We start from the raw sequence: 23,519 nt of genomic DNA on the forward strand, positions 1-23,519 counted from the left end.
CCATGAGTATGTCATCCATACCGTCGCATTCCCCCACCGGTAAGCTGTATGGCTGGGTTGAAAAAATAGGTAATAAGGTTCCGCATCCATTTTTGCTGTTTATCTATCTGATAGTGGCGCTGATGGCCGCTACCGCCATCTTGTCGGCGCTAAACGTCGGCGTACAGAACCCCACCGACGGTTCGCGAGTGGTGGTAAAGAATCTGCTCAGCGTTGAAGGGCTGCACTGGTTTCTGCCGAACGTGATTAAAAACTTTAGCGGCTTCGCGCCGCTGGGGGCGATTCTGGCGCTGGTGCTCGGCGCCGGTTTTGCCGAACGCGTCGGCCTGCTGCCATCGCTGATGGTCAAGATGTCATCGCACGTTAGCGCGCGTTACGCCAGTTATATGGTGCTATTTATCGCCTTTTTCAGCCATATCTCTTCCGACGCGGCGCTGGTCATTATGCCGCCGCTAGGGGCGTTGATGTTTCTCGCCGTCGGTCGTCATCCAGTGGCGGGGTTACTGGCGGCAATCGCCGGCGTTGGCTGCGGATTCACGGCAAATTTACTCATTGTCACCACCGACGTGTTGCTCTCCGGTATCAGTACCGAAGCGGCGAAAACGCTCGATGCCTCGCTGCATGTTAGCGTCATCGACAACTGGTACTTCATGGCTACTTCAGTCATCGTACTTACTCTGGTCGGCGGATTGATTACCGATAAACTGGTCGAGCCGCGGTTAGGAAAGTGGCAGGGTAAGAGTGATGAAACGCTGCAGACGCTGACGGCGGAACAGCGCTTCGGGCTGCGCATTGCCGGTATTGCGGCGCTGTTGTTTGTGGCGGTTATCGCGCTGATGGTGGTGCCGGACAACGGCATTCTGCGCGATCCCATCAAGCATACCGTGATGCCCTCGCCCTTTATTAAAGGCATTGTGCCGCTGATTATCTTTTTTTTCTTTGTCGTGTCTTTAGCTTACGGCATCGCCACCGGCAAAATTCGCCGTCAGGCTGACCTGCCGCAGTTAATGATCGAGCCGATGAAGGAGATGGCCGGATTTATCGTGATGGTCTTCCCGCTGGCCCAGTTTGTCGCCATGTTTAACTGGAGCAACATGGGGAAATTCATGGCCGTTGGTCTGACCGATGTGCTGGAGAGCGCCGGGATGAATGGGGTGCCGGCGTTTGTCGGCCTGGCGCTACTGTCGGCGTTTTTGTGTATGTTTATCGCCAGCGGTTCGGCTATCTGGTCGATTCTGGCGCCCATTTTTGTACCAATGTTTATGCTGCTGGGCTTTCACCCGGCGTTTGCGCAGATCCTGTTCCGCATCGCTGACTCTTCCGTGCTGCCGCTCGCGCCGGTATCGCCGTTTGTGCCGCTGTTTCTCGGCTTTTTACAGCGCTACCGGCCCGATGCCAAACTGGGCACCTACTATTCGCTGGTATTACCCTACCCACTCATTTTCTTAGCCGTCTGGCTACTGCTGCTGGTGGGTTGGTATCTTGTCGGGCTGCCGATAGGTCCCGGCATCTATCCGCGTTTGCCCTAACGCAGCGACAGGCCAGGGAGGGCCTGCGTGAGTTAACGAATTGTGGTGCGGTTCAGGAGCGTTTTACACAGACTTTCGATGGCCAACGACAGCAAATTGATAGCTAACCCACTGATAATCAACACAACAACTCCCGTTAATATGTATTGCATATCGCCACCTTTCTGTTGGTTAAAAAAAACCAGCGCCAAAGCGCTGGAAAAATAATTGACTCAAGGAATGCATGTATATTTATCTGCGACGCCGGGTGCCTCCCGGTGAATTAGCCAGTTCACGCTAATTCGCGTGCGTATGACAAACTGCATAGAGATTTGAACTGAACGCTCCTCCGCACAGGGGAATTCGCCGCCAGACAAAGGTAGCAAAATGCTCTTTCTGCCGCGCCTGCTAGTTAATGCAAAAATAAACATTGCTCCCCGTCCCTTTATTCCGGCAATTTGCGATTGGGCAATCGAATGACGGAATTTAAATGACTGCGATTCGTATTTATAAATTAATAGTACAGCCTTTCATTATTTGCTGACCTTTCGGGGGTATAGTTGGCAGAGCGCACGTCATGATATGGTGTGCCCTTGCCGAAATAACCTCGTAGAAGGAAGACCGATGCTGACGCTACTGCAAGATAAAATCGATACCCCGCTGGGGCCGTTGTGGGTCATTTGCGATGAACAATTTAACCTGCGCGCCGTGGAGTGGGATCAGCACCGTGACCGTATGGAGCAACTGCTCGACATCCACTACCGCCATGAGGGTTATGAACGTCTTGATGCGCGCGATCCGGGCGGGCTGAGCGCGAAGCTGCGGCAATACTTCGACGGCGATCTCGCGATTATCGATACCCTGCCGACCGCCACCGGCGGGACGCCGTTTCAACGTCAGGTATGGCAAGCGCTGCGCACGATTCCCTGCGGGCAAGTCATGCACTACGGTCAGTTAGCCGAGGCTCTCGGCCGCCCAGGCGCGGCCCGTGCGGTCGGCGCGGCAAACGGTTCCAATCCGGTCAGCATTGTGGTTCCCTGCCATCGGGTGATTGGCCGTAACGGCACCATGACCGGCTACGCCGGGGGCGTACAGCGCAAAGAGTGGTTATTGCGCCATGAAGGCTATTTGCTGCTTTAACAGATAATGCCTTTTTTGGAAATTACAGGTAACTTTACAATAATTGATCGCTTAATAAATTTCTTGTTATCAAAGAGATAGGGTGAAAGGTATATTTCCCCTTCTAATATTGCGTCTTTCCGGGTTTCGAGACTTACTTGCTCCTCAAAAAGATGTTAAAATTGACCAATATCAATTAAAGCTTGAGCAGACATATGATCCCGGAAAAGCGAATTATACGACGCATTCAGTCTGGTGGTTGTGCAATCCATTGTCAGGATTGCAGCATTAGCCAGCTCTGCATCCCCTTTACTTTGAACGAACATGAGCTGGATCAGCTTGATAATATCATCGAGCGTAAGAAGCCTATTCAGAAAGGGCAAACCCTGTTCAAAGCGGGTGATGAGCTGAAGTCGCTGTACGCTATCCGTTCAGGGACCATCAAAAGCTACACCATCACCGAACAAGGCGATGAGCAGATTACCGGCTTCCACCTGGCGGGTGATTTGGTCGGTTTTGACGCCATTGGCACCGCCCTGCACCCAAGCTTTGCGCAGGCGCTGGAAACCTCAATGGTTTGTGAAATTCCGTTCGAAACGCTGGATGATCTTTCCGGTAAAATGCCGAACCTGCGTCAGCAGATGATGCGCCTGATGAGCGGCGAGATCAAAGGCGATCAGGACATGATCCTGCTGCTTTCCAAAAAGAACGCAGAAGAACGGCTGGCGGCCTTTATCTACAACCTATCCCGCCGTTTCGCGCAGCGCGGCTTCTCACCGCGTGAGTTCCGCCTGACCATGACGCGTGGCGACATCGGCAACTATCTGGGCCTGACGGTAGAAACCATTAGCCGCCTGCTCGGTCGTTTCCAGAAAAGCGGTATGCTGGCGGTGAAAGGGAAATATATCACCATCGAAAACAGCGATCTGCTGGCGCAACTGGCAGGCCAGGCGCGCAACGTCGCCTGATTTATCTCCGCTATACTTTCTTCTACCTTGTGCCGGATCGACATTTTTTTCTAATTTGTTGATCTGGCCAGGGTCATCCCCTGTTTCAATTCATCCATATAGGTTATCTTTTTAATGACTGACTGTAGCTACAGCTGTAAGGAGACCCTGTATGGCGAAGTATCAGAACATGCTGGTAGTAATCGACCCTAACCAGGACGACCAGCCTGCATTACGGCGCGCGGTGTATCTGCACCAACGGATTGGTGGACGCATCAAAGCCTTTTTGCCGATCTATGATTTTTCCTATGAAATGACCACCCTGCTGTCGCCCGACGAGCGGACGGCGATGCGCCAGGGCGTGATTAGCCAACGCAGCGCCTGGATCCGTGAACAGGCCAAGTTTTACATTGAATCCGGGGTGCCAATCGATATCAAAGTGGTGTGGCACAACCGCCCCTTTGAAGCCATCATTCAGGAAATCATCAGCGATAAACACGACCTGCTGCTGAAAATGGCCCATCAGCACGACAAACTCGAAGCCGTCATCTTCACCCCGACCGACTGGCACCTGCTGCGCAAATGTCCATGCCCGGTATGGATGGTTAAAGATCAACCGTGGCCGGAAGGCGGTAAAGCGCTGGTGGCGGTTAATCTGGCCAGTGAAGAGAACTATCACAACGCCCTCAATGAAAAACTGGTGCGGGAGACCATCGCCCTCGCCGATCAGGTTAACCATACCGAAGTACATCTGGTTGGCGCCTATCCGGTGACGCCTATCAACATCGCCATTGAATTACCTGATTTTGACCCGAGCATCTATAACGATGCGATTCGCGGCCAGCATCTGCTGGCTATGAAAGCGCTGCGCCAGAAATTCAGCATCGATGAAAACCGCACCCACGTAGAGAAAGGGCTGCCGGAAGAGGTTATCCCTGATTTAGCTGAACATCTGCAGGCCGGGATTGTGGTGCTGGGCACCGTTGGCCGCACCGGTATTTCTGCCGCGTTTCTCGGCAATACCGCGGAACAGGTTATCGACCACCTGCGCTGCGACCTGCTGGTACTGAAACCGGAAGCTTATCAAACCCCGGTTGAACTGGACGATGAAGACGACGACTAACGGCGTCTCATGAGGTTTGAAATTATATCTAACATCCCCCGCCCGTCGGGGGATTTTTTTGTCGGCCCGCTAAAAAAGAAAAAGGGCCATACGGCCCCGGATATCAACGCTAATTTAACAAGCTTAGAGAATGCGTTAGTGGATACCTAAACGCCAGGCCAGGTCGATCTCTTCTTTTAGTTCCATCGACGAAAGCGACATCAGATCGGCAAACTCGAGCTCGAGGAGTTTGAGCTTCTTCAGGTACTGCGCGGGGGTCATAACAGCGGTATCGCGGCGCAGGTACTCGATGGCCATCTGCGTGGGGGTTAACTCGGTATCCATAATATCCTCAGTGTGGTGAAAAAACAGGCATAGTATAACACCCATCGCCGTTCACTTTATGAGCAAATCATGGTTTCGCTGTCTATATAAAAAAGCCGTCTCAACAGAGACGGCTTAGAGCGTTGCGCTATTACAGCGCTTTCAGAATGGCATCCACGCTGGCTTTAGCGTCGCCAAACAGCATGTGGGTGTTCTCTTTGAAGAACAGCGGGTTCTGCACGCCTGCATAGCCGGTGTTCATCGACCGTTTAAAGACCACCACGTTTTGCGCCTTCCACACTTCCAGCACCGGCATACCGGCGATCGGGCTCTTCGGATCGTCCTGCGCCGCCGGGTTCACCGTGTCGTTCGCGCCAATCACCAGTACGGTATCGGTATCGGCGAAATCATCGTTAATTTCATCCATTTCCAGCACCACATCGTACGGAACCTTCGCTTCCGCCAGCAGCACGTTCATGTGCCCCGGCAGTCGTCCGGCGACCGGGTGGATACCGAAGCGCACCTTGATACCGCGCGCACGCAGCTTCTCAGTGATTTCCGCCACCGGATACTGCGCCTGCGCCACCGCCATCCCGTAGCCCGGCGTGATGATCACGGAATGCGAGTTTTTCAGCATTTCCGCCGTCTCTTCGGCGCTGATTTCACGATGCTCGCCAACTTCTTCATCGCCGCTGGAACTGCCGCCATCGGTGCCGAAACCGCCGGCGATAACGCTGATAAACGAACGGTTCATCGCCTTACACATAATGTAGGAGAGGATGGCACCGGAAGAACCGACCAGCGCGCCGGTCACGATCAGAAGGTCATTGCTGAGCATGAAGCCCGCCGCCGCCGCCGCCCAACCGGAGTACGAGTTCAGCATCGATACCACCACCGGCATATCCGCGCCGCCGATAGACGCCACCAGGTGCCAGCCGAACGCCAGGGCGATAATGGTCATCACCAGCAGGCATAGTACCTGCGTTCCGGTGCTGTCAGTACGCACGAAGGCCACCAGCAGCAGGAAGGAGATGACTAACGCCGCCAGGTTCAGCTTGTGGCGATTCGGCAACATCAGCGGTTTTGACGAAATTTTGCCGCGCAGCTTACCAAAAGCAACGATCGAGCCGGTGAAGGTCACGGCGCCGATAAAGATGCCAAGAAACACTTCAGTCAGGTGAATATTCGCCAGCACCTGATCGAGCCCCGGTCCGTGGTCGAGATAACTGTTGAAGCCGACCAGCACCGCCGCCAGACCAACGAAGCTATGCAGCACCGCCACCAGCTCCGGCATCTCGGTCATTTCGACTTTCTTCGCCAGACGAATACCGATCGCGCCGCCGATAACCATCGCCACGATGATCCAGCCGACGTTATCGCTGTCCGGCCCAAAGATGGTGGCAATCAGCGCAATCGCCATCCCGGCGATGCCGTACAGGTTCCCCTGCTTCGACGTTTCGTGCTTTGACAGCCCCGCAAGGCTAAAGATAAACAGAATAGCGGCAACAATGTATGCAGCTGTAACTAATCCTCCAGACATGTGCTACCCCTTAGTTTTTGCGGAACATTTTCAGCATGCGCTGAGTGACGGTGAAACCACCAAAAATATTAATGCTGGCGATCAACACCGCGATAAAGCTGAGGAAGCTGACCCAGCCGCCGTGCCCTATCTGCAGCAATGCCCCAACGACAATAATCCCTGAAATGGCGTTGGTTACCGACATGAGCGGCGTGTGCAGCGCGTGCGACACGTTCCACACCACGTAGTAACCGACTACGCAGGAGAGCGCGAAGACGGTAAAGTGACCCAGAAACTCTTTCGGCGCGACGTTCGCCAGCCAGCCAAAGAGGATAATCGCCAGCGCCATCAGCGCGTATTTACGCCACGGCGAAGCTGGTTTAGCCTCTTCTTTTGGCGCTTCGACGGTTTTCGCCGCCGCCTGCGGCTGCGCGGAGACCTGAATCGGCGGCGCCGGCCAGGTAATTTCGCCCTCGCGGACCACCGTGACGCCGCGTACCACTACATCGTCGAAATCGATGGTGATATTGCCGTCTTTTTCCTTGCACAGCAGCTTCAGCAGGTTTACCAGGTTGGTGCCGTAGAGCTGAGAAGATTGCGTCGGCAGACGACCCGGCAGGTCGGTATAGCCGATAATTTTCACGCCGTTGGCGGTGGTCACGACTTCGCCCGGCACGGTGTATTCACAGTTGCCGCCGTTTTGCGACGCCAGATCGACCACCACGCTGCCTGGCTTCATGGTGTCAACCATTTCGCGGGTAATCAGCTTCGGCGCCGGTTTACCCGGGATTAAAGCCGTGGTGACAATGATATCGACATCTTTCGCCTGCGCGGCGAACAGCGCCATCTCGGCTTTGATAAAGGCTTCAGACATGACTTTGGCGTAACCGTCGCCGCTGCCCGCTTCTTCTTTAAAATCCAGTTCAAGGAACTCGGCGCCCATACTCTGCACCTGCTCTTTCACCTCCGGACGGGTATCGAAGGCGCGGACGATGGCGCCGAGGCTGTTCGCCGCGCCGATCGCCGCAAGGCCGGCGACGCCTGCGCCGATTACCATCACCTTTGCTGGCGGCACTTTACCCGCCGCGGTGATCTGGCCGGTGAAGAAACGGCCGAATTCATGCGCCGCTTCGACAATCGCGCGATAACCGGCGATGTTGGCCATCGAACTCAGGGCATCTAACGACTGGGCGCGGGAAATACGCGGTACCGAGTCCATCGCCATCACGTTGATACCGCGAGCGGCCAGCTTTTCCATGAGATCCGGATTCTGCGCCGGCCAGATGAAACTCACCAGCGTGGTGCCCGGATTGAGCTTCGCAATCTCCGCATCGTTCGGCGCGTTAACCTTGAGGATAACGTCGGAGTGCCAGACGTTATCCGCGCTGACGATTTCCGCGCCCGCCTGTTCGAAGGCTTCATCGTCGAAGCTCGCCAGTTTCCCGGCCCCGCTCTCGACCGCCACGCTAAACCCGAGCTTAAGCAGCTGCTCGACCGTCTTCGGCGTCGCAGCGGCCCGGGTTTCCTGAGCTAAGCTCTCTTTTGGTATCCCAATTCGCATAGTTTTCCCTTCCATCGGTTTTTGATGATGGTTTATTTTTTTCACAAATGCGCCAGCGGCGGCGCAAAAACGCCGCTCAGGTATTCATCTGGAAAATGAAACAGTAACAAACTTTTTATAACCTACTGAAAATACCGATTGTGATCTACATCGTTAAAACAGAATTTTTGATTTTATTGAGAAAAATTAGTCCTGACTGCGTCAGGCAGCAATATTTGCCTTAATTTTATGCCAGAACCTGATAATTCGCTTACCTGAGGGATTAATTCGCCATTTATTACCGTCAGCATCATTGCATTAACATTACGTTAACTTATAAAAGTGATATTGATTATCGATTTTGCTGTTCAAGGGGCTGTTTTTTCAACATATCAGTATTTGTTATATTTTTGTAACGAACGATTCGGGCGGGAAGTGAAAAATGACGCAGACAGTTACGTTGTTTAAATGCAATAATCACCTGTTTTCAGTCAACAACAATACCAGTACATGGTTTGCGCAAGGCAAAGGATTATTTTTATGAAGCTTAAGAACACACTCCTGGCGTCTGCTCTTCTGGCTACCACCGCGTTGTCTGCCCATGCAGCGACCGAGCTGACTCCGGAGCAAGCGGCAGCGCTGAAGCCCTATGACCGCGTCGTCGTCACTGGCCGTTTTAACGCGATTGGCGATGCCGTACAGGCGGTTTCCCGCAAGGCGGATAAAGATGGCGCAGCTTCCTTTTATGTTGTCGACACCTCAGATTTCGGCAACGGCGGCAACTGGCGCGTAACGGCGGATTTCTATAAAGAAAACGCCCCGCAGGCGGATACCCCGAAAAACCGTATCATTAACGGCGTGATGGAACTGCCGAAAGACCAGGCCGTCACGCTGATGCCGTATGACACCGTGACCGTACAGGGCTTCTACCGCAGCCAGCCGGAAGTCAACGACGCCATCGCCAAAGCGGCGAAAGCCAAAGGCGCGTATGCCTTCTTCATCGTCCGTCAGGTTGACGCCAACCAGGGCGGCAACCAGCGCATCACCGCTTATATCTATAAAAAGGATGCGCAGAAGCGCGTACTGCAGAGCCCTGATGCGATTCCAGCGGATTCCGAAGCCGGTCGCGCCGCTCTGGCGAAAGGCGGCGAAGCGGCTAAAAATGTCGAGATCCCAGGCGTGGCCTCCTCTGCGGCCGTCGGCGCCGGCACCGGCGTAGGCCTGTTCTACGAAACCCAATCGTCGAAAGGCGGACGTTACACTGTCACCCTGCCGAATGGTACTAAAGTCGAAGAAGTGAACAAGATCACCGCCGCGCAGATGGTGCCGTTTGATAGCATCAAATTCACCGGTAACTACGGCAACATGACGGAAATCTCCTATCAGACCGCGAAACGCGCGGCGAAGAAAGGGGCAAAATACTACCACATCACCCGCCAGTGGCAGGAACGTGGCGGTAACATCACCATTAGCGCCGACCTGTATAAGTAATCGGTTTCAGCTGCTCAAAAAGGCGACATCGGGTCGCCTTTTTACATTTTTTCGCCCGCCGCCATTGCATGCGTTCAAGACACTCCGTAAAATCCCGCGCCTTAGCGTAATCCTCCATTTTTATGCGATTTCGCCAAATAAATATTCTTGATTCACTGTTGCCACCTCGGGAATACAATGGAAAAGAAACTGGGCCTTAGCGCCCTGACCGCACTGGTACTCAGCTCCATGCTGGGCGCGGGCGTTTTCAGTTTGCCGCAAAACATGGCTGCCGTTGCCAGCCCATCCGCTCTGCTTATCGGCTGGGCCATCACCGGCGTCGGGATTTTATTCCTCGCTTTCGCCATGCTATTGCTGACCCGAATCCGCCCGGAACTGGACGGCGGAATCTTTACCTATGCCCGCGAAGGTTTCGGCGAACTGATCGGTTTCTGTTCCGCCTGGGGTTACTGGCTGTGCGCGGTGATTGCCAACGTCTCCTACCTGGTTATCGTCTTCTCCGCCCTCAGTTTCTTCACCGATACGCCGGAGATGCGTATTTTTGGTGACGGTAACACCTGGCAGGCGATCGTCGGCGCGTCCGTGCTGCTCTGGGTGGTGCATTTTCTGGTGCTGCGTGGGGTCCAGACCGCGGCAGGCATTAACCTGGTGGCGACGCTGGCTAAACTGTTGCCACTCGGCGCATTTGTGGCGCTGGCCGCTATTGCGTTCCGGCTCGATACTTTCCGCCTCGACTTCAGCGGTATCGCGCTCGGCGTACCGGTATGGGAACAGGTGAAAAACACCATGCTGATCACCCTGTGGGTATTTATCGGCGTGGAGGGCGCGGTAGTAGTCTCTGCTCGCGCGCGCCACAAGCGCGACGTTGGCCGCGCAACGCTGCTGGCGGTGGTCTCGGCGCTGGCGGTTTATCTGCTGGTCACCCTGCTGTCGCTGGGCGTTGTCGCCCGCCCGGAACTGGCTGAAATGCGCAACCCGTCGATGGCAGGCCTGATGGTCAAAATGATGGGGTCATGGGGCGAAGTAGTAATCGCCGCGGGATTAATTATCTCCGTCTGCGGCGCCTATTTAAGCTGGACCATTATGGCCGCTGAAGTGCCGTATCTGGCGGCGACGCATAAAGCGTTCCCGCGCCTGTTCGCCAAAACCAATAAGAATAATGCGCCTTCTTCCTCGCTGTGGTTGACCAACATCAGCGTGCAGATTTGTCTGGTGCTGATTTGGCTTACCGGATCCGACTACGGTACCCTGCTAACCATCGCCTCAGAAATGATTCTGGTGCCCTATTTCCTCGTTGGCGCTTTCCTGCTTAAGATTGCTGTACGTCCGTTACATAAAGCCGTGGGTGTCGGCGCGTGCGTTTATGGCTTATGGTTATTGTATGCGTCCGGTCCTGTGCATTTGTTATTGTCGGTGGTACTTTACGCTCCGGGTCTTCTGGTTTTCCTGTACGCCCGCCGTACGCACCAGCACGATCGCATGCTCAAACGCCGTGAAATGGCATTAATTGGTTTTTTGCTGGTTGCCGCCGTTCCGGCAACGTGGATGCTGGTGGGGTAAGCGGTTGCCCTACCGCTGAACTTGAAAGGAGATACCCATGGCTGAACCACAGCCTCGTCCGGTCCTGATCACAGGAGCAGGCCGCCGTATCGGCCTCGCTCTGGCACACCATTTTTTAAACCAGCAGCAACCGGTGATCGTCAGCTATCGCCAGCATTATCCTTCGATTGACACCCTGCGCGAAGCCGGCGCGGTGTGTCTGCAGGCCGATTTCAGCAGCGACGACGGTATTCTTACCTTCGCGGAAGCGGTGAAGGCGCAGACCAGCGGGCTGCGTGCGATTATTCATAACGCCAGTGATTGGATGGCGGAAAAACCCGGTGTGCCGTTATCCACGGTGATATCGCGGATGATGCAGATTCACGTCCACGCGCCCTATCTGCTTAACCATGCGCTGGAGAGCCTGCTGCGTGGTTTTGGTCACGCCGCCAGCGATATTATTCACATTACCGACTACGTGGTGGAACGCGGCAGCGATAAGCATATCGCCTATGCCGCCAGTAAAGCGGCACTTGATAATATGACCCGCTCTTTCGCCCGTAAGCTGGCCCCGGAAGTGAAGGTCAACGCCATCGCGCCATCGCTGATTATGTTTAACGAGCATGATGACGCTGAATATCGTAAACAGGCGCTGGATAAATCGCTGATGAAAATCGCGCCGGGTGAGAAAGAGATTATCGACCTCATCGATTATCTGTTCACCAGTTGCTATGTGACCGGCCGCTCTTTCGCTGTCGACGGCGGCCGACCGCTGCGCTAGTGGAAACGGCTCCAGCCGAGAATGAGCAGCCAGGCCGCCAGACTCCAGCAGATCACCGCGCCTGCCAGCGCGTAAGGCAGGCGCATTACGCCAGTGAAGTACCATAATGAAAGTAAGTAGATAAAATACGGGATGATTGACCACATGCCGAAGACAATAGTCGTGCGCAGCGCTTCAATGCCGCGCTCGCTGGCGACGATATAATGGGCAATCAGCGCGAAGGTCGGAAATAACGGAATTAAACCGGCAATATAGTAATTTTTGGTTTTTGACAGTACGCCTATCAGTACCACCACCAGCGCTCCCAGCAGCGCTTTAATCAACAGCCCCATTTTATGCCTTAACATTTGAACAACAATTTCCACCAGCATAACGGAAGAACATTTGTTTATGAAAGATTAATGGCAGGCAATTTGCGGGCGGTGTATGTTAGCTTTTTAATTTATACGCGTAAGATATGAATAAGATCGTTTTTGTTGAGGATGAGCCCGAAGTTGGCGCGCTTATCGCCGCCTATCTGGGAAAACATGATATGGACGTGGTTGTTGAGCCGCGCGGCGACCGGGCCGAAGAGGTTATTGCTCGTGAACAACCCGATCTGGTACTGCTGGATATCATGCTGCCTGGCAAAGACGGGATGACGCTGTGCCGGGACCTGCGCAGCCAGTGGCAGGGTCCGATCGTGTTGCTGACCTCGCTCGATAGCGATATGAACCATATTCTGTCGCTGGAGATGGGCGCCAGTGATTATATCCTCAAAACCACTCCCCCTGCGGTGCTGCTGGCCCGCTTACGTTTGCATCTGCGCCAGCATGTGGCTTCGCCGTCGATGCCCGCTCCCGCAACCCTGACGCCGCATAAAGCCATTGTCTTTGGTTCGCTGTCGATCGACCCGGTTAACCGTCAGGTATTGCTCAGCGGCGACAACGTCGCTTTGTCCACCGCCGATTTTGACCTGCTGTGGGAGCTGGCGACCCATGCCGGGCAGATTATGGATCGCGATGCGCTGTTGAAAAATCTCCGCGGCGTCAGCTACGACGGCATGGATCGCAGCGTCGATGTCGCCATTTCACGCCTGCGTAAAAAGCTGCTCGACAACGCCACCGAGCCCTACCGCATCAAGACGGTGCGCAACAAAGGCTATTTGTTCGCCCCGCATGCCTGGGATAATTAATCCGCGTCAGGAATAGACCGACATCACGCCGTGTAGTCGGTCTTGAAATTCAGCGTATTTCTCTCTGAATGCCTTTTCATCGTTTTCGTCATACCAGCGTACGACCTCACGGCTGGCAAGGAAATGATCCAGTAATTCACCGCTTGCCAGAATCCATTGCGGTAAACCATCGACCTGTAGGCTCCAGCCCCCTGGATGATAGTGAATGAAATCATTGCGCAACTGGTGAAGCTTGTCCATCGCCACCGTACAGTCTTCGCTGGGTGTGAATCCGCTGCTCTTCCTCGTCGCACGGTATAGCGTCATGAAGGACGGCAGCTGCAGTTTATTGATGTTGGTGAAATCGTCGTTGCAAATTTGCTGGTAAATATCTCGAGTCGACGCTTTACCGTCGGCCAGGTAGACCTGAAAGTCATCGCCCTGACACAACGCCAACACCATCGCGTTCTGCAGGATGCTGTGCCAGCCGGTAATCACCCACTTCCACTGATAAGGGTCGGCGATCGCCTGCATATGGCTAAGGACCATATCGAAGGTTTTTAAAATCTCAACATCATTATCAGTATGCAAATACACGGGCTTAGTCATCTGGCGCTCTCCATCATTTTTGGGGCGCTTAAATTAACAGAGAGGCTGGCACGTGACAGGACGGGCAGTCGACTTAAAATGGCTCTCGGTCATTCGGCCTGGCGACTCTGAGAGAACTTTGCCGAGCGGGATCCTTCTCCTGTAGAATCTTTTGTTGCGAGATAACCCAGTTAATGACCGGTGATGATTAATGAAAAAACTGTTTGTGCAGTTTTACCTTTTGCTGTTCGTCTGCTTCCTGGTCATGACCATGCTGGTCGGCCTGGTGTATAAATTCACCGCCGAGCGCGCCGGACGCCAGTCGCTGGACGATCTGATGAAAAGCTCGCTGTATCTGATGCGCAGCGAACTGCGCGAGATCCCCCCGCGCGACTGGAGCAACACGCTGAAAGAGCTGGACCTCAACCTCTCTTTCGATCTGCACATTGAACCGTTAAGCAAATTCAAGCTCTCGGAAAGCTCGATGCAGCACCTGCGCGCGGGCGATATCGTGGCGCTGGACGATCAGTACACCTTTATTCAACGCATCCCGCGCAGCCATTACGTATTGTCAGTCGGCCCGGTGCCCTATCTCTATTTTTTGCATGAGATGCGCCTGCTGGACGTCGCACTGATGGCGTTTATCGCTATTTCACTGGCGTTCCCGGTGTTTATCTGGATGCGTCCGCACTGGCAGGATATGTTGCGAATCGAAACCGCCGCACAGCGCTTCGGCGAAGGCCATTTTAGCGAGCGCATTCATTTCGATAGCATGTCGAGCTTCGAGCGACTCGGCGTAGCCTTTAACCAGATGGCCGATAATATCAACGCCCTGATAGCCAGTAAAAAACAGCTTATTGACGGTATCGCCCATGAATTGCGCACGCCGCTGGTGCGCCTGCGCTATCGCCTGGAGATGAGCGAAAATCTGACCGAGGCGGAGTCGCAGGCTCTCAATCGCGATATCGGGCAACTGGAAGCGCTGATTGAAGAACTGCTCACCTACGCGCGCCTCGATCGCCCGCAGAACGAACTCAACCTGACCACCCCGGATTTCCCGGCCTGGATCCGCGCGCACGTCGAAGATATTCAGCTGGTCAATCCGCAGCGTGAAGTCGCGTTGCGCCAGCTTACGGCGGGCGACTACGGTGCGCTGGATATGCGTTTAATGGAGCGCGTGCTGGATAATCTGGTCAATAATGCTCTGCGCTACAGCCATCAACATATTCATATCAGCCTGTCGCTGGCCGGTTCACGGGCGACGCTGCGCGTGGAAGATGATGGCCCGGGTATCGCCCTTGAGGAACGCGAACGGGTATTCGAGCCGTTTGTCCGTCTCGATCCCAGCCGCGATCGCGCCACCGGCGGCTGCGGCCTGGGGCTGGCCATCGTACACAGTATTGCTCAGGCGATGGCCGGTGAAGTCCGCTGCGACGAAAGCTCGCTCGGCGGCGCGGCGTTCATTTTCAGCTGGCCTATTTACCACCAGCTTCCCGCTTTTACTTCTGCTTAGCCGAACTTGCGCAGGCGTTACGGCCTGCGTATAGTTTATACTCAAATAGTATGTTGTAACTAAGGCGGTAAACATGGCAAGCTACGACCTCGTTGCGCGCTTAAATGACACCTTTCGTGAGCTTGAGCGCGAGCTACAAACCTTCAAAGCATCGCTGAGCCGCTGCCGCCTGCTGGCGGCGCGGGTTTTCGAATTGCCGGCGGTGAGCAAAGAGGCGGAGCACGCGCCGCTGGATACCATTCAGGTCACGCAGCACGTCGGCCAAAGCGCGCTGGAGATGGCGCTCAGGCACTACAGCCATCTGTTTATTCAGCAGCAATCGGAAAACCGCAGCAGCAAGGCGGCGGTACGCCTCCCCGGGGCGATTTGCCTGGCGGTTGATACGCAACAGCAGGCAGAGCTGCTGGAGAAAATCAGCGCCATTAACGCGCTGAAAGCGGCGTTTGAGAGAATCGTCACCGTCGATTCCGGATTGCCGGCCGCCGCGCGTTTCGAATGGGTTCACCGCCACCTGCCCGGCCTGATTACCCTCAGCGCCTATCGTACGCTGACGCCGCTGTGCGACCCCAGCACCATCCGCTTCGGCTGGGCCAATAAGCATGTGATTAAAAATCTGACCCGCGATGAAGTATTAATGCAGCTAGAGAAGAGCCTGCAATCGCCGCGCGCGGTGCCGCCCTGGACCCGCGAACAGTGGCAAAGCAAGCTGGAACGGGAATTTCAGGATATCGCCGCCCTGCCGCAGCGGGCAAAATTGAAAATCAAACGCCCGGTCAAGGTACAGCCGATTGCCAGAGTGTGGTATGCCGGCGAGCAGAAGCAGGTGCAGTACGCCTGTCCCGGCCCGCTGATTGCGCTTATCTCCGGCACGCGTGGGGTAAGCGTGCCGGATCTTGGCGAACTCTTGAATTACGATGCTGATAACGTGCAGTATCGCCACAAACCGCAGGCGCAGTCGTTACGATTACTGATCCCGCGTCTGCATTTATGGCTGGCTAGCGAGTAGCGAGGCTGCCAACCATATCCTGCGGGCGCACCCAGCTATCGAATTCCGCTTCCGTCAGGTAACCAAGCGATAGTGCCGCGGCTTTCAGCGTCAGCCCTTCATGGTGCGCTTTTTTGGCGATCTCCGCCGCTTTATCGTAGCCGATATGGGTATTGAGCGCGGTCACCAGCATCAGCGACTCATTAAGCAACTGGTCTATCCGCTCGCGGTTCGGCTCAATACCCACCGCGCAGTGCTCATTAAAGCTCTCCATGCCGTCCGCCAGCAGGCGTACCGACTGCAGGAAATTGTGGATGACCATTGGCCGATAGACGTTAAGCTCAAAGTTCCCTGACGCACCGCCGATATTCACCGCCACGTCGTTACCCATCACCTGGCAGCATAGCATGGTCAACGCTTCGCACTGCGTCGGGTTGACCTTGCCGGGCATAATGGAGGATCCTGGTTCGTTCTCCGGAATGGCGATCTCACCGATGCCGCAGCGCGGCCCGGAGGCCAGCCAGCGCACATCGTTGGCGATTTTCATCAGCGAAGCTGCCAGCCCCTTCAACGCGCCGTGGGCATGAACCAGCGCATCCACGGTGGCCAGCGCTTCAAATTTGTTGGGCGCGGTGACGAACGGCAGTCCGCTAAGCGACGCCAGTTCCGTCGCCACCCGCACCGCATATTCCGGGTGCGTATTCAAGCCGGTACCAACCGCCGTACCGCCCAGCGCCAGCTCTGCAAGATGCGGCAGGCTGTGTTCAATATGGCGGAGATTATGTTCCAGCATCGCGACCCAACCGGAGATCTCCTGCCCTAACGTCAGCGGCGTAGCGTCCTGCAAGTGAGTGCGGCCAATTTTAACAATGTCACCGAAGGCCAGCGACTTTTCCTGTAGCGTGGCCCGCAGCGCCTGTAACTGCGGGAGTAGCTTTTCGCGCAACGCGATTAGCGCCGCGACGTGCATGGCTGTTGGAAAAACATCATTCGAGCTCTGGCTTTTATTGACGTCATCATTGGGGTGAATTTTGCGCGCCATGCCGCGCTCGCCGCCAAGCAACTCACTCGCACGGTTAGCCAGCACTTCGTTCATATTCATGTTGCTTTGGGTACCGGAGCCGGTTTGCCAGATAGCTAACGGAAACTCCTGCGCATGCTTGCCGGCGAGAACTTCATCGGCGGCGGCGACGATAGCGCCCGCTTTGTCCGCCGCCAGCAAGCCCAGGTCCTGGTTAACCTTCGCCGCCGCGCGCTTGGTCAGCGCCAGCGCATAGATCAATTCATCAGGCATTTTCTCCGTTGAGATACGGAAATGCTCAAGCGAGCGCTGGGTCTGCGCGCCCCAAAGTTTATCGGCCGGGACGTCGATTGCGCCCATCGAGTCTTTTTCACTGCGATGCGTTGTCATTACTTTCTCCTTGGATTCAAAGTGCGTCATAGCGACAAAGCTCACCTGCTTAAAGGATTAAGTATTAACCAGATTTATTAGTTGTTTTGGTCGTTCGTGCCGCTAAGCGGCCCAAACAAAAACCGCCCCGAAGGGCGGTCTCGTTTACTTCACGCAGCGCGAGCACTGCGACGTCTGGATCTGCTGGAAGAAGTCGTTACCTTTATCATCAACGAGGATAAAGGCCGGGAAATCTTCCACTTCGATTTTCCAGATAGCTTCCATTCCCAGCTCCGGATAAGCCACGCACTCAAGGCTGCGGATACTCTGTTGCGCGAGAACCGCCGCCGGGCCGCCGATACTACCGAGATAGAAACCGCCGTGTTTATGGCAGGCATCGGTCACCTGCTGGCTACGGTTACCCTTAGCCAGCATGATTTTACTCGCCCCGTGCGATTGCAGCAGATCGACATACGAGTCCATGCGGCCAGCGGTCGTCGGCCCCAGAGAACCGGAGGCGTAACCATCCGGCGTCTTCGCCGGGCCGGCGTAGTAAATCGGATGATCTTTGACATACTGCGGCAGCGCTTCGCCGTTATCGATAAGCTCTTTCAGCTTGGCATGGGCAATATCGCGGGCCACGATGATCGTGCCGCTCAGCGACAGACGAGTCGACACCGGATACTGCGACAGCAGCGCCAGAATCTCGCTCATCGGCTGATTGAGGTTCACCTTTACCGCTTCGCCTTCACCGGCCTGACGCAGGTGCTCAGGGATATATTTGCCTGGGTTGCTCTCCAGTTTTTCCAGCCAGATCCCCTGACGGTTAATTTTGGCTTTAATGTTACGGTCGGCGGAACAGGAGACCCCCATCCCCACCGGACAGGAAGCGCCGTGACGCGGCAGGCGGACTACGCGGATATCGTGGGCGAAGTACTTGCCGCCGAACTGCGCGCCGAGGCCGAGGTTCTGCGCTTCCAGCAGCAGCTCTTGCTCCAGCTGCACATCGCGGAACGCCTGGCCATGTTCGTTACCTTCGGTCGGCAGACCATCGTAGTATTTGGTCGAGGCCAGTTTCACCGTCTTCAGCGTGGCTTCCGCTGAGGTGCCGCCGATAACAAAGGCGATATGGTAAGGCGGACAGGCTGCGGTACCGAGGGTGCGCATCTTCTCGACGAGGTAGTTTTTCAGCTTCGCCGGGGTGATTAACGCTTTCGTTTCCTGGTACAGATAGGTTTTGTTCGCGGAGCCGCCGCCCTTGGCGATACAGAGGAACTTATACTCATCGCCATCGGTTGCATAAAGATCGATCTGCGCCGGCAGGTTGGTACCGGTGTTGACCTCTTTATACATGTCCAGCGGCGCGTTCTGCGAGTAACGCAGGTTGTCCTGGATATAGGTGTTGTACACGCCCTGCGCCAGCGCGGCTTCATCGCCGCCGCCGGTCCAAACGCGCTGTCCCTTTTTCCCCATGATGATCGCGGTACCGGTGTCCTGACAGGTCGGCAGAATGCCTTTGGCGGCGATATCGGAGTTACGCAGGAATTGCAGCGCGACGTATTTGTCGTTTTCGCTGGCTTCCGGGTCGTTGAGGATATCCGCGACCTGCTGCTGGTGTGCCGGGCGGAGCATAAAGGAGGCGTCGTGAAACGCGTGTTGAGCCAGTAAGGTTAGCGCCTGAGGTTCAACCTTCAGAACTTCCTGGCCGGCGAATTCGGCGACGGAGACGTAATCACTGCTGAGGAGATAATACTCGGTGTCATCCTTTTTAAGCGGAAAAGGATCCTGATAAACAAACGGTTTGTTCGACATTGTACTCTCACTTACTGCTTGGCTGATTATGTTTCAGGCAGACACTCCATTTGCCTGTAGAAAAGCGAGTCGATCAATCTTACACAATTTTTTAACAAAAACTGAGACAAGGACGACTTTTTCTTTCAGCAGTTGCTTCTCGACGATTTGTTGGTTTAATAGAGCCAACATTTTTATGTGGAAACAGGGATTGAGAATGCAAAAGCTCATTAACTCAGTGCAAAACTATGCATGGGGAAGTCACACCGCGTTAACCGACCTTTACGGTATCGCCAATCCGGACAACCTGCCGATGGCGGAACTGTGGATGGGCGCACACCCGAAAAGCAGCTCGCGGATCCTTAACGCCGACGGCCAGCCGCAGTCGCTGCGCGAGGTCATTGAAGCCGATAAAAATGCCCTCCTCGGCGCTAACGTCGCCGAGCGTTTTGGCGAACTGCCGTTCTTGTTCAAAGTACTGTGCGCCGCCCAGCCGCTCTCCATCCAGGTTCACCCGAATAAACGCGCGTCGGAAATTGGCTTTGCCAAAGAGAACGCCGCGGGTATTCCGCTGGATGCCGCCGAGCGCAACTATAAAGATCCCAACCACAAGCCGGAGCTGGTCTTCGCCCTGACGCCGTTCCTCGCCATGAACGCGTTCCGCGAATTTAATGAAATTGTCGCGCTCCTGCAGCCGGTTGCCGGGGCGCATCCTGCCATCGGCGAATTCATTCAACAGCCGGACGCCGGGCGTTTAAGCCAGCTGTTCGCCAGCCTGCTGAATATGAAAGGCGAAGAAAAAGCGCATGCGCTCAGCGTGCTGCAAAGCGCCCTCGACCGCGAACAGGGCGAGCCGTGGCAGACCATTCGTCTGATCGCTGAATTCTACCCGGATGACAGCGGCCTCTTCTCTCCGCTGCTGCTCAACGTGGTGAAACTGAATCCTGGCGAAGCGATGTTCCTGTTTGCCGAAACCCCGCACGCCTACCTGCAGGGCGTCGCGCTGGAAGTGATGGCCAACTCAGATAACGTACTGCGCGCCGGTCTGACGCCGAAGTACATCGATATCCCGGAACTGGTGGCAAACGTGAAGTTTGTCGCCAAACCGGCCGCTGAGCTGCTGACCAAGCCGGTACAACACGGCAGCGAGCTGGATTTCCCAATCCCGGTCGACGATTTCGCATTCTCGTTGCACGATCTGACCAGCAATGAAGCCTCTCTGGCGCAAGAGAGCGCCGCGATTCTGTTCTGCGTGGAAGGCGAAGCAACGCTGCGTAAAGGCGAACAGCGTCTGACCCTGCAGCCGGGTGAATCGGCGTTTATCGCCTGCAACGAATCACCGGTACAGGTCAGCGGCCAGGGTCGTCTGGCGCGCGTGTTCAATAAGCTTAAGTAAGTTACTGAACTTTTAATCCGCAGTTGCTAGACTTCCCCCATCATGACAACACCACCAGGCGGCATGTTCCGCCTGGTTTCATTTATGGACAAATGCTATGAAAAAAACATTGGTCGCTGCGGGAGTTATCGTCGCGCTCGGCGTCGTCTGGACAGGCGGGGCCTGGTTTACCGGTAAGCAACTGGAAAACCGTATTGCCGAAATGGTGCAGCAGGCGAATGCCCAACTACAGAGCAACGCGCCGGAAGCTGGCGTAGAGCTGAGCTATCAGGACTACCAGCGCGGGTTATTCAGCAGCCACCTGCAATTGGTGGTGAAGCCGCAGGCCGGTAAAGACCACAGCCTGTTGGCCGCCGGTCAGAGCCTGATTTTTGACGAAAAGGTCGATCATGGTCCCTTCCCGCTTGCCTCGTTAAAATCTTTTAACCTGGTACCGGCAATGGCCTCGGTCAACACCACTCTGGTGAATAACGATGCCAGCAAAGCGCTGTTTGATATCGCCAAAGGGCAGTCGCCGTTTAACATCGACACCCGTATTGCCTACAGCGGCGATACCCAGTCGGCCATCTTCCTTAACCCGCTGGATTACGCTAAAGACAATGAAAAAGTTATCTTTAGCGGCGGTCAGTTCCAGCTCAATGCCGATCGCGATGGCAAAACGATCAGCCTGAGCGGCGAAGCGGCCAGCGGGCAGATCAACGCGGTCAACGAATACAACCAGAAAGTCCAGCTCAGTTTTAGCAACCTGAAGGCTGACGGCGCCACCGAAATGACCGCCTTCGAAGAACGTATCGGCAAGCAGAAGATTTCCCTTGATAAACTGGCTATCGGCGTTGAAGGTAAAGAGCTGGCGCTGCTGGAAGGCATGAATATCGACGGCCGCTCGACGCTCTCCGATGACGGCAAACGTATCAATAGCCAGCTTGATTACAACCTTAACAGCCTGAAACTGCAAAACCAGGATATGGGCCGCGGCAAACTCACCGTTAAGCTGGATAATCTCGACGGTCAGGCGTGGCATCAATTCAGTCAGCAGTATAACGCCCAGGCGCAGGCGCTGATGGCGAAGCCCGAGCTGGCGCAGAATCCGGAGCTCTATCAGCAGGCGTTAACCGAGATCTTCTTTAGCTCGCTGCCGATTCTGTTGAAAGGTAATCCGTCGCTGACGATTTCCCCGCTGAGCTGGCAAAACGCTAAAGGCGAAAGCACCCTGAATCTGTCGGTGCTGATGCAGGACCCGGCGCAAACGACCGCCGCGCCGCAGACCGTCGCCGATGAACTGGACCGCAGCGTTAAATCGCTGGACGGTAAGCTGGTGATCCCAGTGGATATGGCCACCGCTCTGATGACGCAGATTGCCGGGCTGGAAGGCTATCAGCCGGAGGATGCGGCGAAACTTGCCGATCAGCAGGTTAAAGGGCTGGCGGCGATGGGACAGATGTTCCGTCTGACCACGATGGAAGATAACGCGATTACCTCCAGCCTGCAGTACGCCGACGGCCAGGTAACGCTAAACGGGCAGAAAATGCCGCTGGCTGATTTCGCCGCCATGTTCGGCCTGACGCTCCCCACCGCCGAACCGCAGCAGTAAAAAACGTCCCGGGCTGCGGTCAGGTAGCCCGGGAATCACCTTAATCGATGGCGGCCCCTACTTTCTGATAACCAGCCGCGGCGGCATAATCTGATTACGCGCGCTGCCTTGCCCCTCCTCGAGGCGGCGTAAAATACACTCCGCCAGGCTGTTCCCCATCTCACGCGCGGGGGTAGTCACCCAGGTCAAGGGGACATCATCGAGCGCCGCTTCCGGCACTTCGGCAAAGGCCGCCAGCGCGATGCGTTGCTCAAAATAACTTTCCACGCTACCCTCGCCGCTCTGCCGCCCGGCGCGCAGCAGACCAAACCACGCCCCGGTGGCGATGACGCTGTTATAGCAAAGTACCGCGCTGATGGTCGGGTTTTGCCGCAGCAGCGCGATCATGGCTTCCGCCGCCTGCTGCTGACTGGAGCCACACTCGACAACCCATTCACTATGAAACGGCAGGCCGTACTTCAATAAGGTGGCGCAATAGCCGCCCACCCGTTCGGCGCGGGTCAAGGACGCGCTTTGTCCGCCAAGCCAGGCGATGCGCTGATGACCGCGGCGAATCAGATGTTCCGTTACCATTTGCGCCGCCTGCATGTTATCCGGGCGGATCAGGTCAATATCGTCCAGATAGCTGGCGCGGGAGGCAAAAACCAGCGGCATCCCCACTTCGGCGGCACGATCGCGCAGTTCGCCGCCCTTGTCGATAGCGCCAGCGATAATCACCCCGTCCACGCCCTGTGAGACCAGGGTTTCGAAGCGCTGAAGCATTTTCTCACCGCGATGCCCGCCCTGGGTGAGAAATACCATTTTACCCTGTGATTCCAGCGCATCGGTCAACCCGGCGGTTAGCTCGGCATAAAACGGCTTCGACAGATCGCTAACGATAAGGCCAATTACCCCGCTTTGCCCGCCGCGGAGCGACGCCGCCTGGCGATTACGCACAAACCCGAGCTGCTCAATGGCCTGATTGACGCGCTCGCCGGTGGCCGAAGAGATGCGCCCTTTACCGCTGAGCACCAGCGATACCGTACTGACCGAGACGCCAGCCGCCAGCGCCACATCATTGATGGTTGTCTTTTTTGCGATAGCCATAACGACTGGCTGACTCCCTTTGCCTTTCGATAAAACGTTTTATCAGTATGTTATCTTTATAAACCTTATTATCGCTTGATTATGTGATTTTTATCGCACTAAAAAATGGTAAAACGTTTTATCTTGCCGCTACGTTACATCCTATCGACCCTTTTC

20 protein-coding genes are annotated in these 23,519 nt (G+C 55.4%); 12 read left to right on the forward strand and 8 right to left on the reverse strand.

All coding sequences use genetic code 11. The features are described 5' to 3' along the window. Nucleotides 1–2: 2 nt before the first annotated feature. The 4 genes from abgT (at nucleotide 3) to uspE (ending at nucleotide 4,697) form a co-directional block, all read left to right on the forward strand. The gene (abgT, locus tag ABLV07_RS14065; protein WP_020078968.1) at nucleotides 3–1,529 is read left to right on the forward strand and encodes a p-aminobenzoyl-glutamate transporter; all 1,527 of its coding nucleotides are present in this window, start codon (nucleotides 3–5) and stop codon (nucleotides 1,527–1,529) included. A 603-nt stretch (nucleotides 1,530–2,132) separates the two neighbouring features. Continuing rightward, nucleotides 2,133–2,648 (forward strand): methylated-DNA--[protein]-cysteine S-methyltransferase, encoded by a 516-nt coding sequence (gene ogt / locus ABLV07_RS14070; RefSeq protein ID WP_015366816.1) that lies wholly within the window; start codon nucleotides 2,133–2,135, stop codon nucleotides 2,646–2,648. A gap of 194 nt (nucleotides 2,649–2,842) precedes the next feature. After that, on the forward strand, nucleotides 2,843–3,595 hold the full coding sequence (gene fnr / locus ABLV07_RS14075; RefSeq protein WP_004862555.1) for a fumarate/nitrate reduction transcriptional regulator Fnr: 753 nt from the start codon (nucleotides 2,843–2,845) through the stop codon (nucleotides 3,593–3,595). Between the two features lie 151 nt (nucleotides 3,596–3,746). Beyond that, nucleotides 3,747–4,697: a universal stress protein UspE gene (gene uspE, locus ABLV07_RS14080; RefSeq protein ID WP_015366817.1), complete on the forward strand. Its 951-nt coding sequence runs from the start codon at nucleotides 3,747–3,749 to the stop codon at nucleotides 4,695–4,697. 135 nt (nucleotides 4,698–4,832) lie between these two features. Here the strand turns inward: uspE and ABLV07_RS14085 are convergent, their stop codons facing one another. The 3 genes from ABLV07_RS14085 to pntA all read right to left on the reverse strand — a co-directional run bounded on the left by ABLV07_RS14085 (nucleotide 4,833) and on the right by pntA (nucleotide 8,080). Continuing rightward, entirely contained in the window at nucleotides 4,833–5,021 is a 189-nt protein-coding gene (locus ABLV07_RS14085; RefSeq protein ID WP_015366818.1) for a YdiH family protein, read from the reverse strand. Nucleotides 5,022–5,151: 130 nt separating this feature from the next. Beyond that, nucleotides 5,152–6,540: a Re/Si-specific NAD(P)(+) transhydrogenase subunit beta gene (pntB, locus tag ABLV07_RS14090; RefSeq protein WP_015366819.1), complete on the reverse strand. Its 1,389-nt coding sequence runs from the start codon at nucleotides 6,538–6,540 to the stop codon at nucleotides 5,152–5,154. Between the two features lie 10 nt (nucleotides 6,541–6,550). After that, nucleotides 6,551–8,080 carry a Re/Si-specific NAD(P)(+) transhydrogenase subunit alpha gene (gene pntA / locus ABLV07_RS14095; RefSeq protein WP_015705256.1) on the reverse strand — a complete coding sequence of 510 codons (1,530 nt, stop codon included), beginning with the start codon at nucleotides 8,078–8,080 and terminating at the stop codon, nucleotides 6,551–6,553. 519 nt (nucleotides 8,081–8,599) lie between these two features. Between pntA and ydgH the strand changes: the two genes are divergently transcribed. The 3 genes from ydgH to folM all read left to right on the forward strand — a co-directional run bounded on the left by ydgH (nucleotide 8,600) and on the right by folM (nucleotide 11,870). Then, the gene (gene ydgH / locus ABLV07_RS14100) at nucleotides 8,600–9,550 is read left to right on the forward strand and encodes a DUF1471 family protein YdgH (protein WP_015366822.1); all 951 of its coding nucleotides are present in this window, start codon (nucleotides 8,600–8,602) and stop codon (nucleotides 9,548–9,550) included. Between the two features lie 177 nt (nucleotides 9,551–9,727). Beyond that, on the forward strand, nucleotides 9,728–11,110 hold the full coding sequence (locus ABLV07_RS14105; RefSeq protein ID WP_015366823.1) for an amino acid permease: 1,383 nt from the start codon (nucleotides 9,728–9,730) through the stop codon (nucleotides 11,108–11,110). A gap of 37 nt (nucleotides 11,111–11,147) precedes the next feature. Further along, a complete protein-coding gene (folM, locus tag ABLV07_RS14110; protein WP_015366824.1) occupies nucleotides 11,148–11,870 on the forward strand; it encodes a dihydromonapterin reductase in 723 nt (240 codons plus the stop codon). Here folM and ABLV07_RS14115 read toward each other — a convergent pair. Next, the gene (locus ABLV07_RS14115; protein ID WP_015366825.1) at nucleotides 11,867–12,202 is read right to left on the reverse strand and encodes a GlpM family protein; all 336 of its coding nucleotides are present in this window, start codon (nucleotides 12,200–12,202) and stop codon (nucleotides 11,867–11,869) included. The two genes, folM and ABLV07_RS14115, sit on opposite strands and share 4 nt — an antisense overlap. A 125-nt stretch (nucleotides 12,203–12,327) precedes the next feature. Between ABLV07_RS14115 and rstA the strand changes: the two genes are divergently transcribed. Beyond that, entirely contained in the window at nucleotides 12,328–13,044 is a 717-nt protein-coding gene (gene rstA, locus ABLV07_RS14120; protein ID WP_047036421.1) for a two-component system response regulator RstA, read from the forward strand. A 6-nt stretch (nucleotides 13,045–13,050) separates the two neighbouring features. On the opposite strand, the gene ABLV07_RS14125 is transcribed toward rstA, so the two are convergent. Further along, complete coding sequence (locus tag ABLV07_RS14125; RefSeq protein WP_015366828.1) at nucleotides 13,051–13,632, reverse strand: hypothetical protein; 582 nt, start codon at nucleotides 13,630–13,632, stop codon at nucleotides 13,051–13,053. Between the two features lie 190 nt (nucleotides 13,633–13,822). On the opposite strand from ABLV07_RS14125, the gene rstB reads away from it, so the two are divergent. Both rstB and tus read left to right on the forward strand, forming a co-directional pair. Further along, nucleotides 13,823–15,124 carry a two-component system sensor histidine kinase RstB gene (rstB, locus tag ABLV07_RS14130; RefSeq protein WP_015705253.1) on the forward strand — a complete coding sequence of 434 codons (1,302 nt, stop codon included), beginning with the start codon at nucleotides 13,823–13,825 and terminating at the stop codon, nucleotides 15,122–15,124. A 73-nt stretch (nucleotides 15,125–15,197) separates the two neighbouring features. Beyond that, a complete protein-coding gene (gene tus, locus ABLV07_RS14135) occupies nucleotides 15,198–16,130 on the forward strand; it encodes a DNA replication terminus site-binding protein (RefSeq protein ID WP_015366830.1) in 933 nt (310 codons plus the stop codon). Here tus and fumC read toward each other — a convergent pair. Further along, entirely contained in the window at nucleotides 16,120–17,520 is a 1,401-nt protein-coding gene (gene fumC, locus ABLV07_RS14140) for a class II fumarate hydratase (RefSeq protein WP_015366831.1), read from the reverse strand. The genes tus and fumC overlap by 11 nt on opposite strands. Before the next feature lie 144 nt (nucleotides 17,521–17,664). Further along, nucleotides 17,665–19,311: a class I fumarate hydratase FumA gene (gene fumA / locus ABLV07_RS14145; protein ID WP_015366832.1), complete on the reverse strand. Its 1,647-nt coding sequence runs from the start codon at nucleotides 19,309–19,311 to the stop codon at nucleotides 17,665–17,667. A 196-nt stretch (nucleotides 19,312–19,507) separates the two neighbouring features. Between fumA and manA the strand changes: the two genes are divergently transcribed. Both manA and ABLV07_RS14155 read left to right on the forward strand, forming a co-directional pair. Beyond that, on the forward strand, nucleotides 19,508–20,686 hold the full coding sequence (gene manA, locus ABLV07_RS14150; RefSeq protein ID WP_015366833.1) for a mannose-6-phosphate isomerase: 1,179 nt from the start codon (nucleotides 19,508–19,510) through the stop codon (nucleotides 20,684–20,686). Nucleotides 20,687–20,783: 97 nt separating this feature from the next. After that, nucleotides 20,784–22,277, forward strand: coding sequence for a YdgA family protein (locus ABLV07_RS14155; protein ID WP_015366834.1), 1,494 nt, complete (start codon nucleotides 20,784–20,786; stop codon nucleotides 22,275–22,277). Between the two features lie 57 nt (nucleotides 22,278–22,334). On the opposite strand, the gene ABLV07_RS14160 is transcribed toward ABLV07_RS14155, so the two are convergent. Then, nucleotides 22,335–23,363, reverse strand: coding sequence for a Mal regulon transcriptional regulator MalI (locus ABLV07_RS14160; protein WP_015705245.1), 1,029 nt, complete (start codon nucleotides 23,361–23,363; stop codon nucleotides 22,335–22,337). Nucleotides 23,364–23,519 lie beyond the last annotated feature (156 nt).

The organism is Klebsiella sp. CN_Kp097, assembly GCF_040064495.1.
GTDB classification, from domain to species: Bacteria; Pseudomonadota; Gammaproteobacteria; order Enterobacterales; family Enterobacteriaceae; genus Klebsiella; species Klebsiella aerogenes.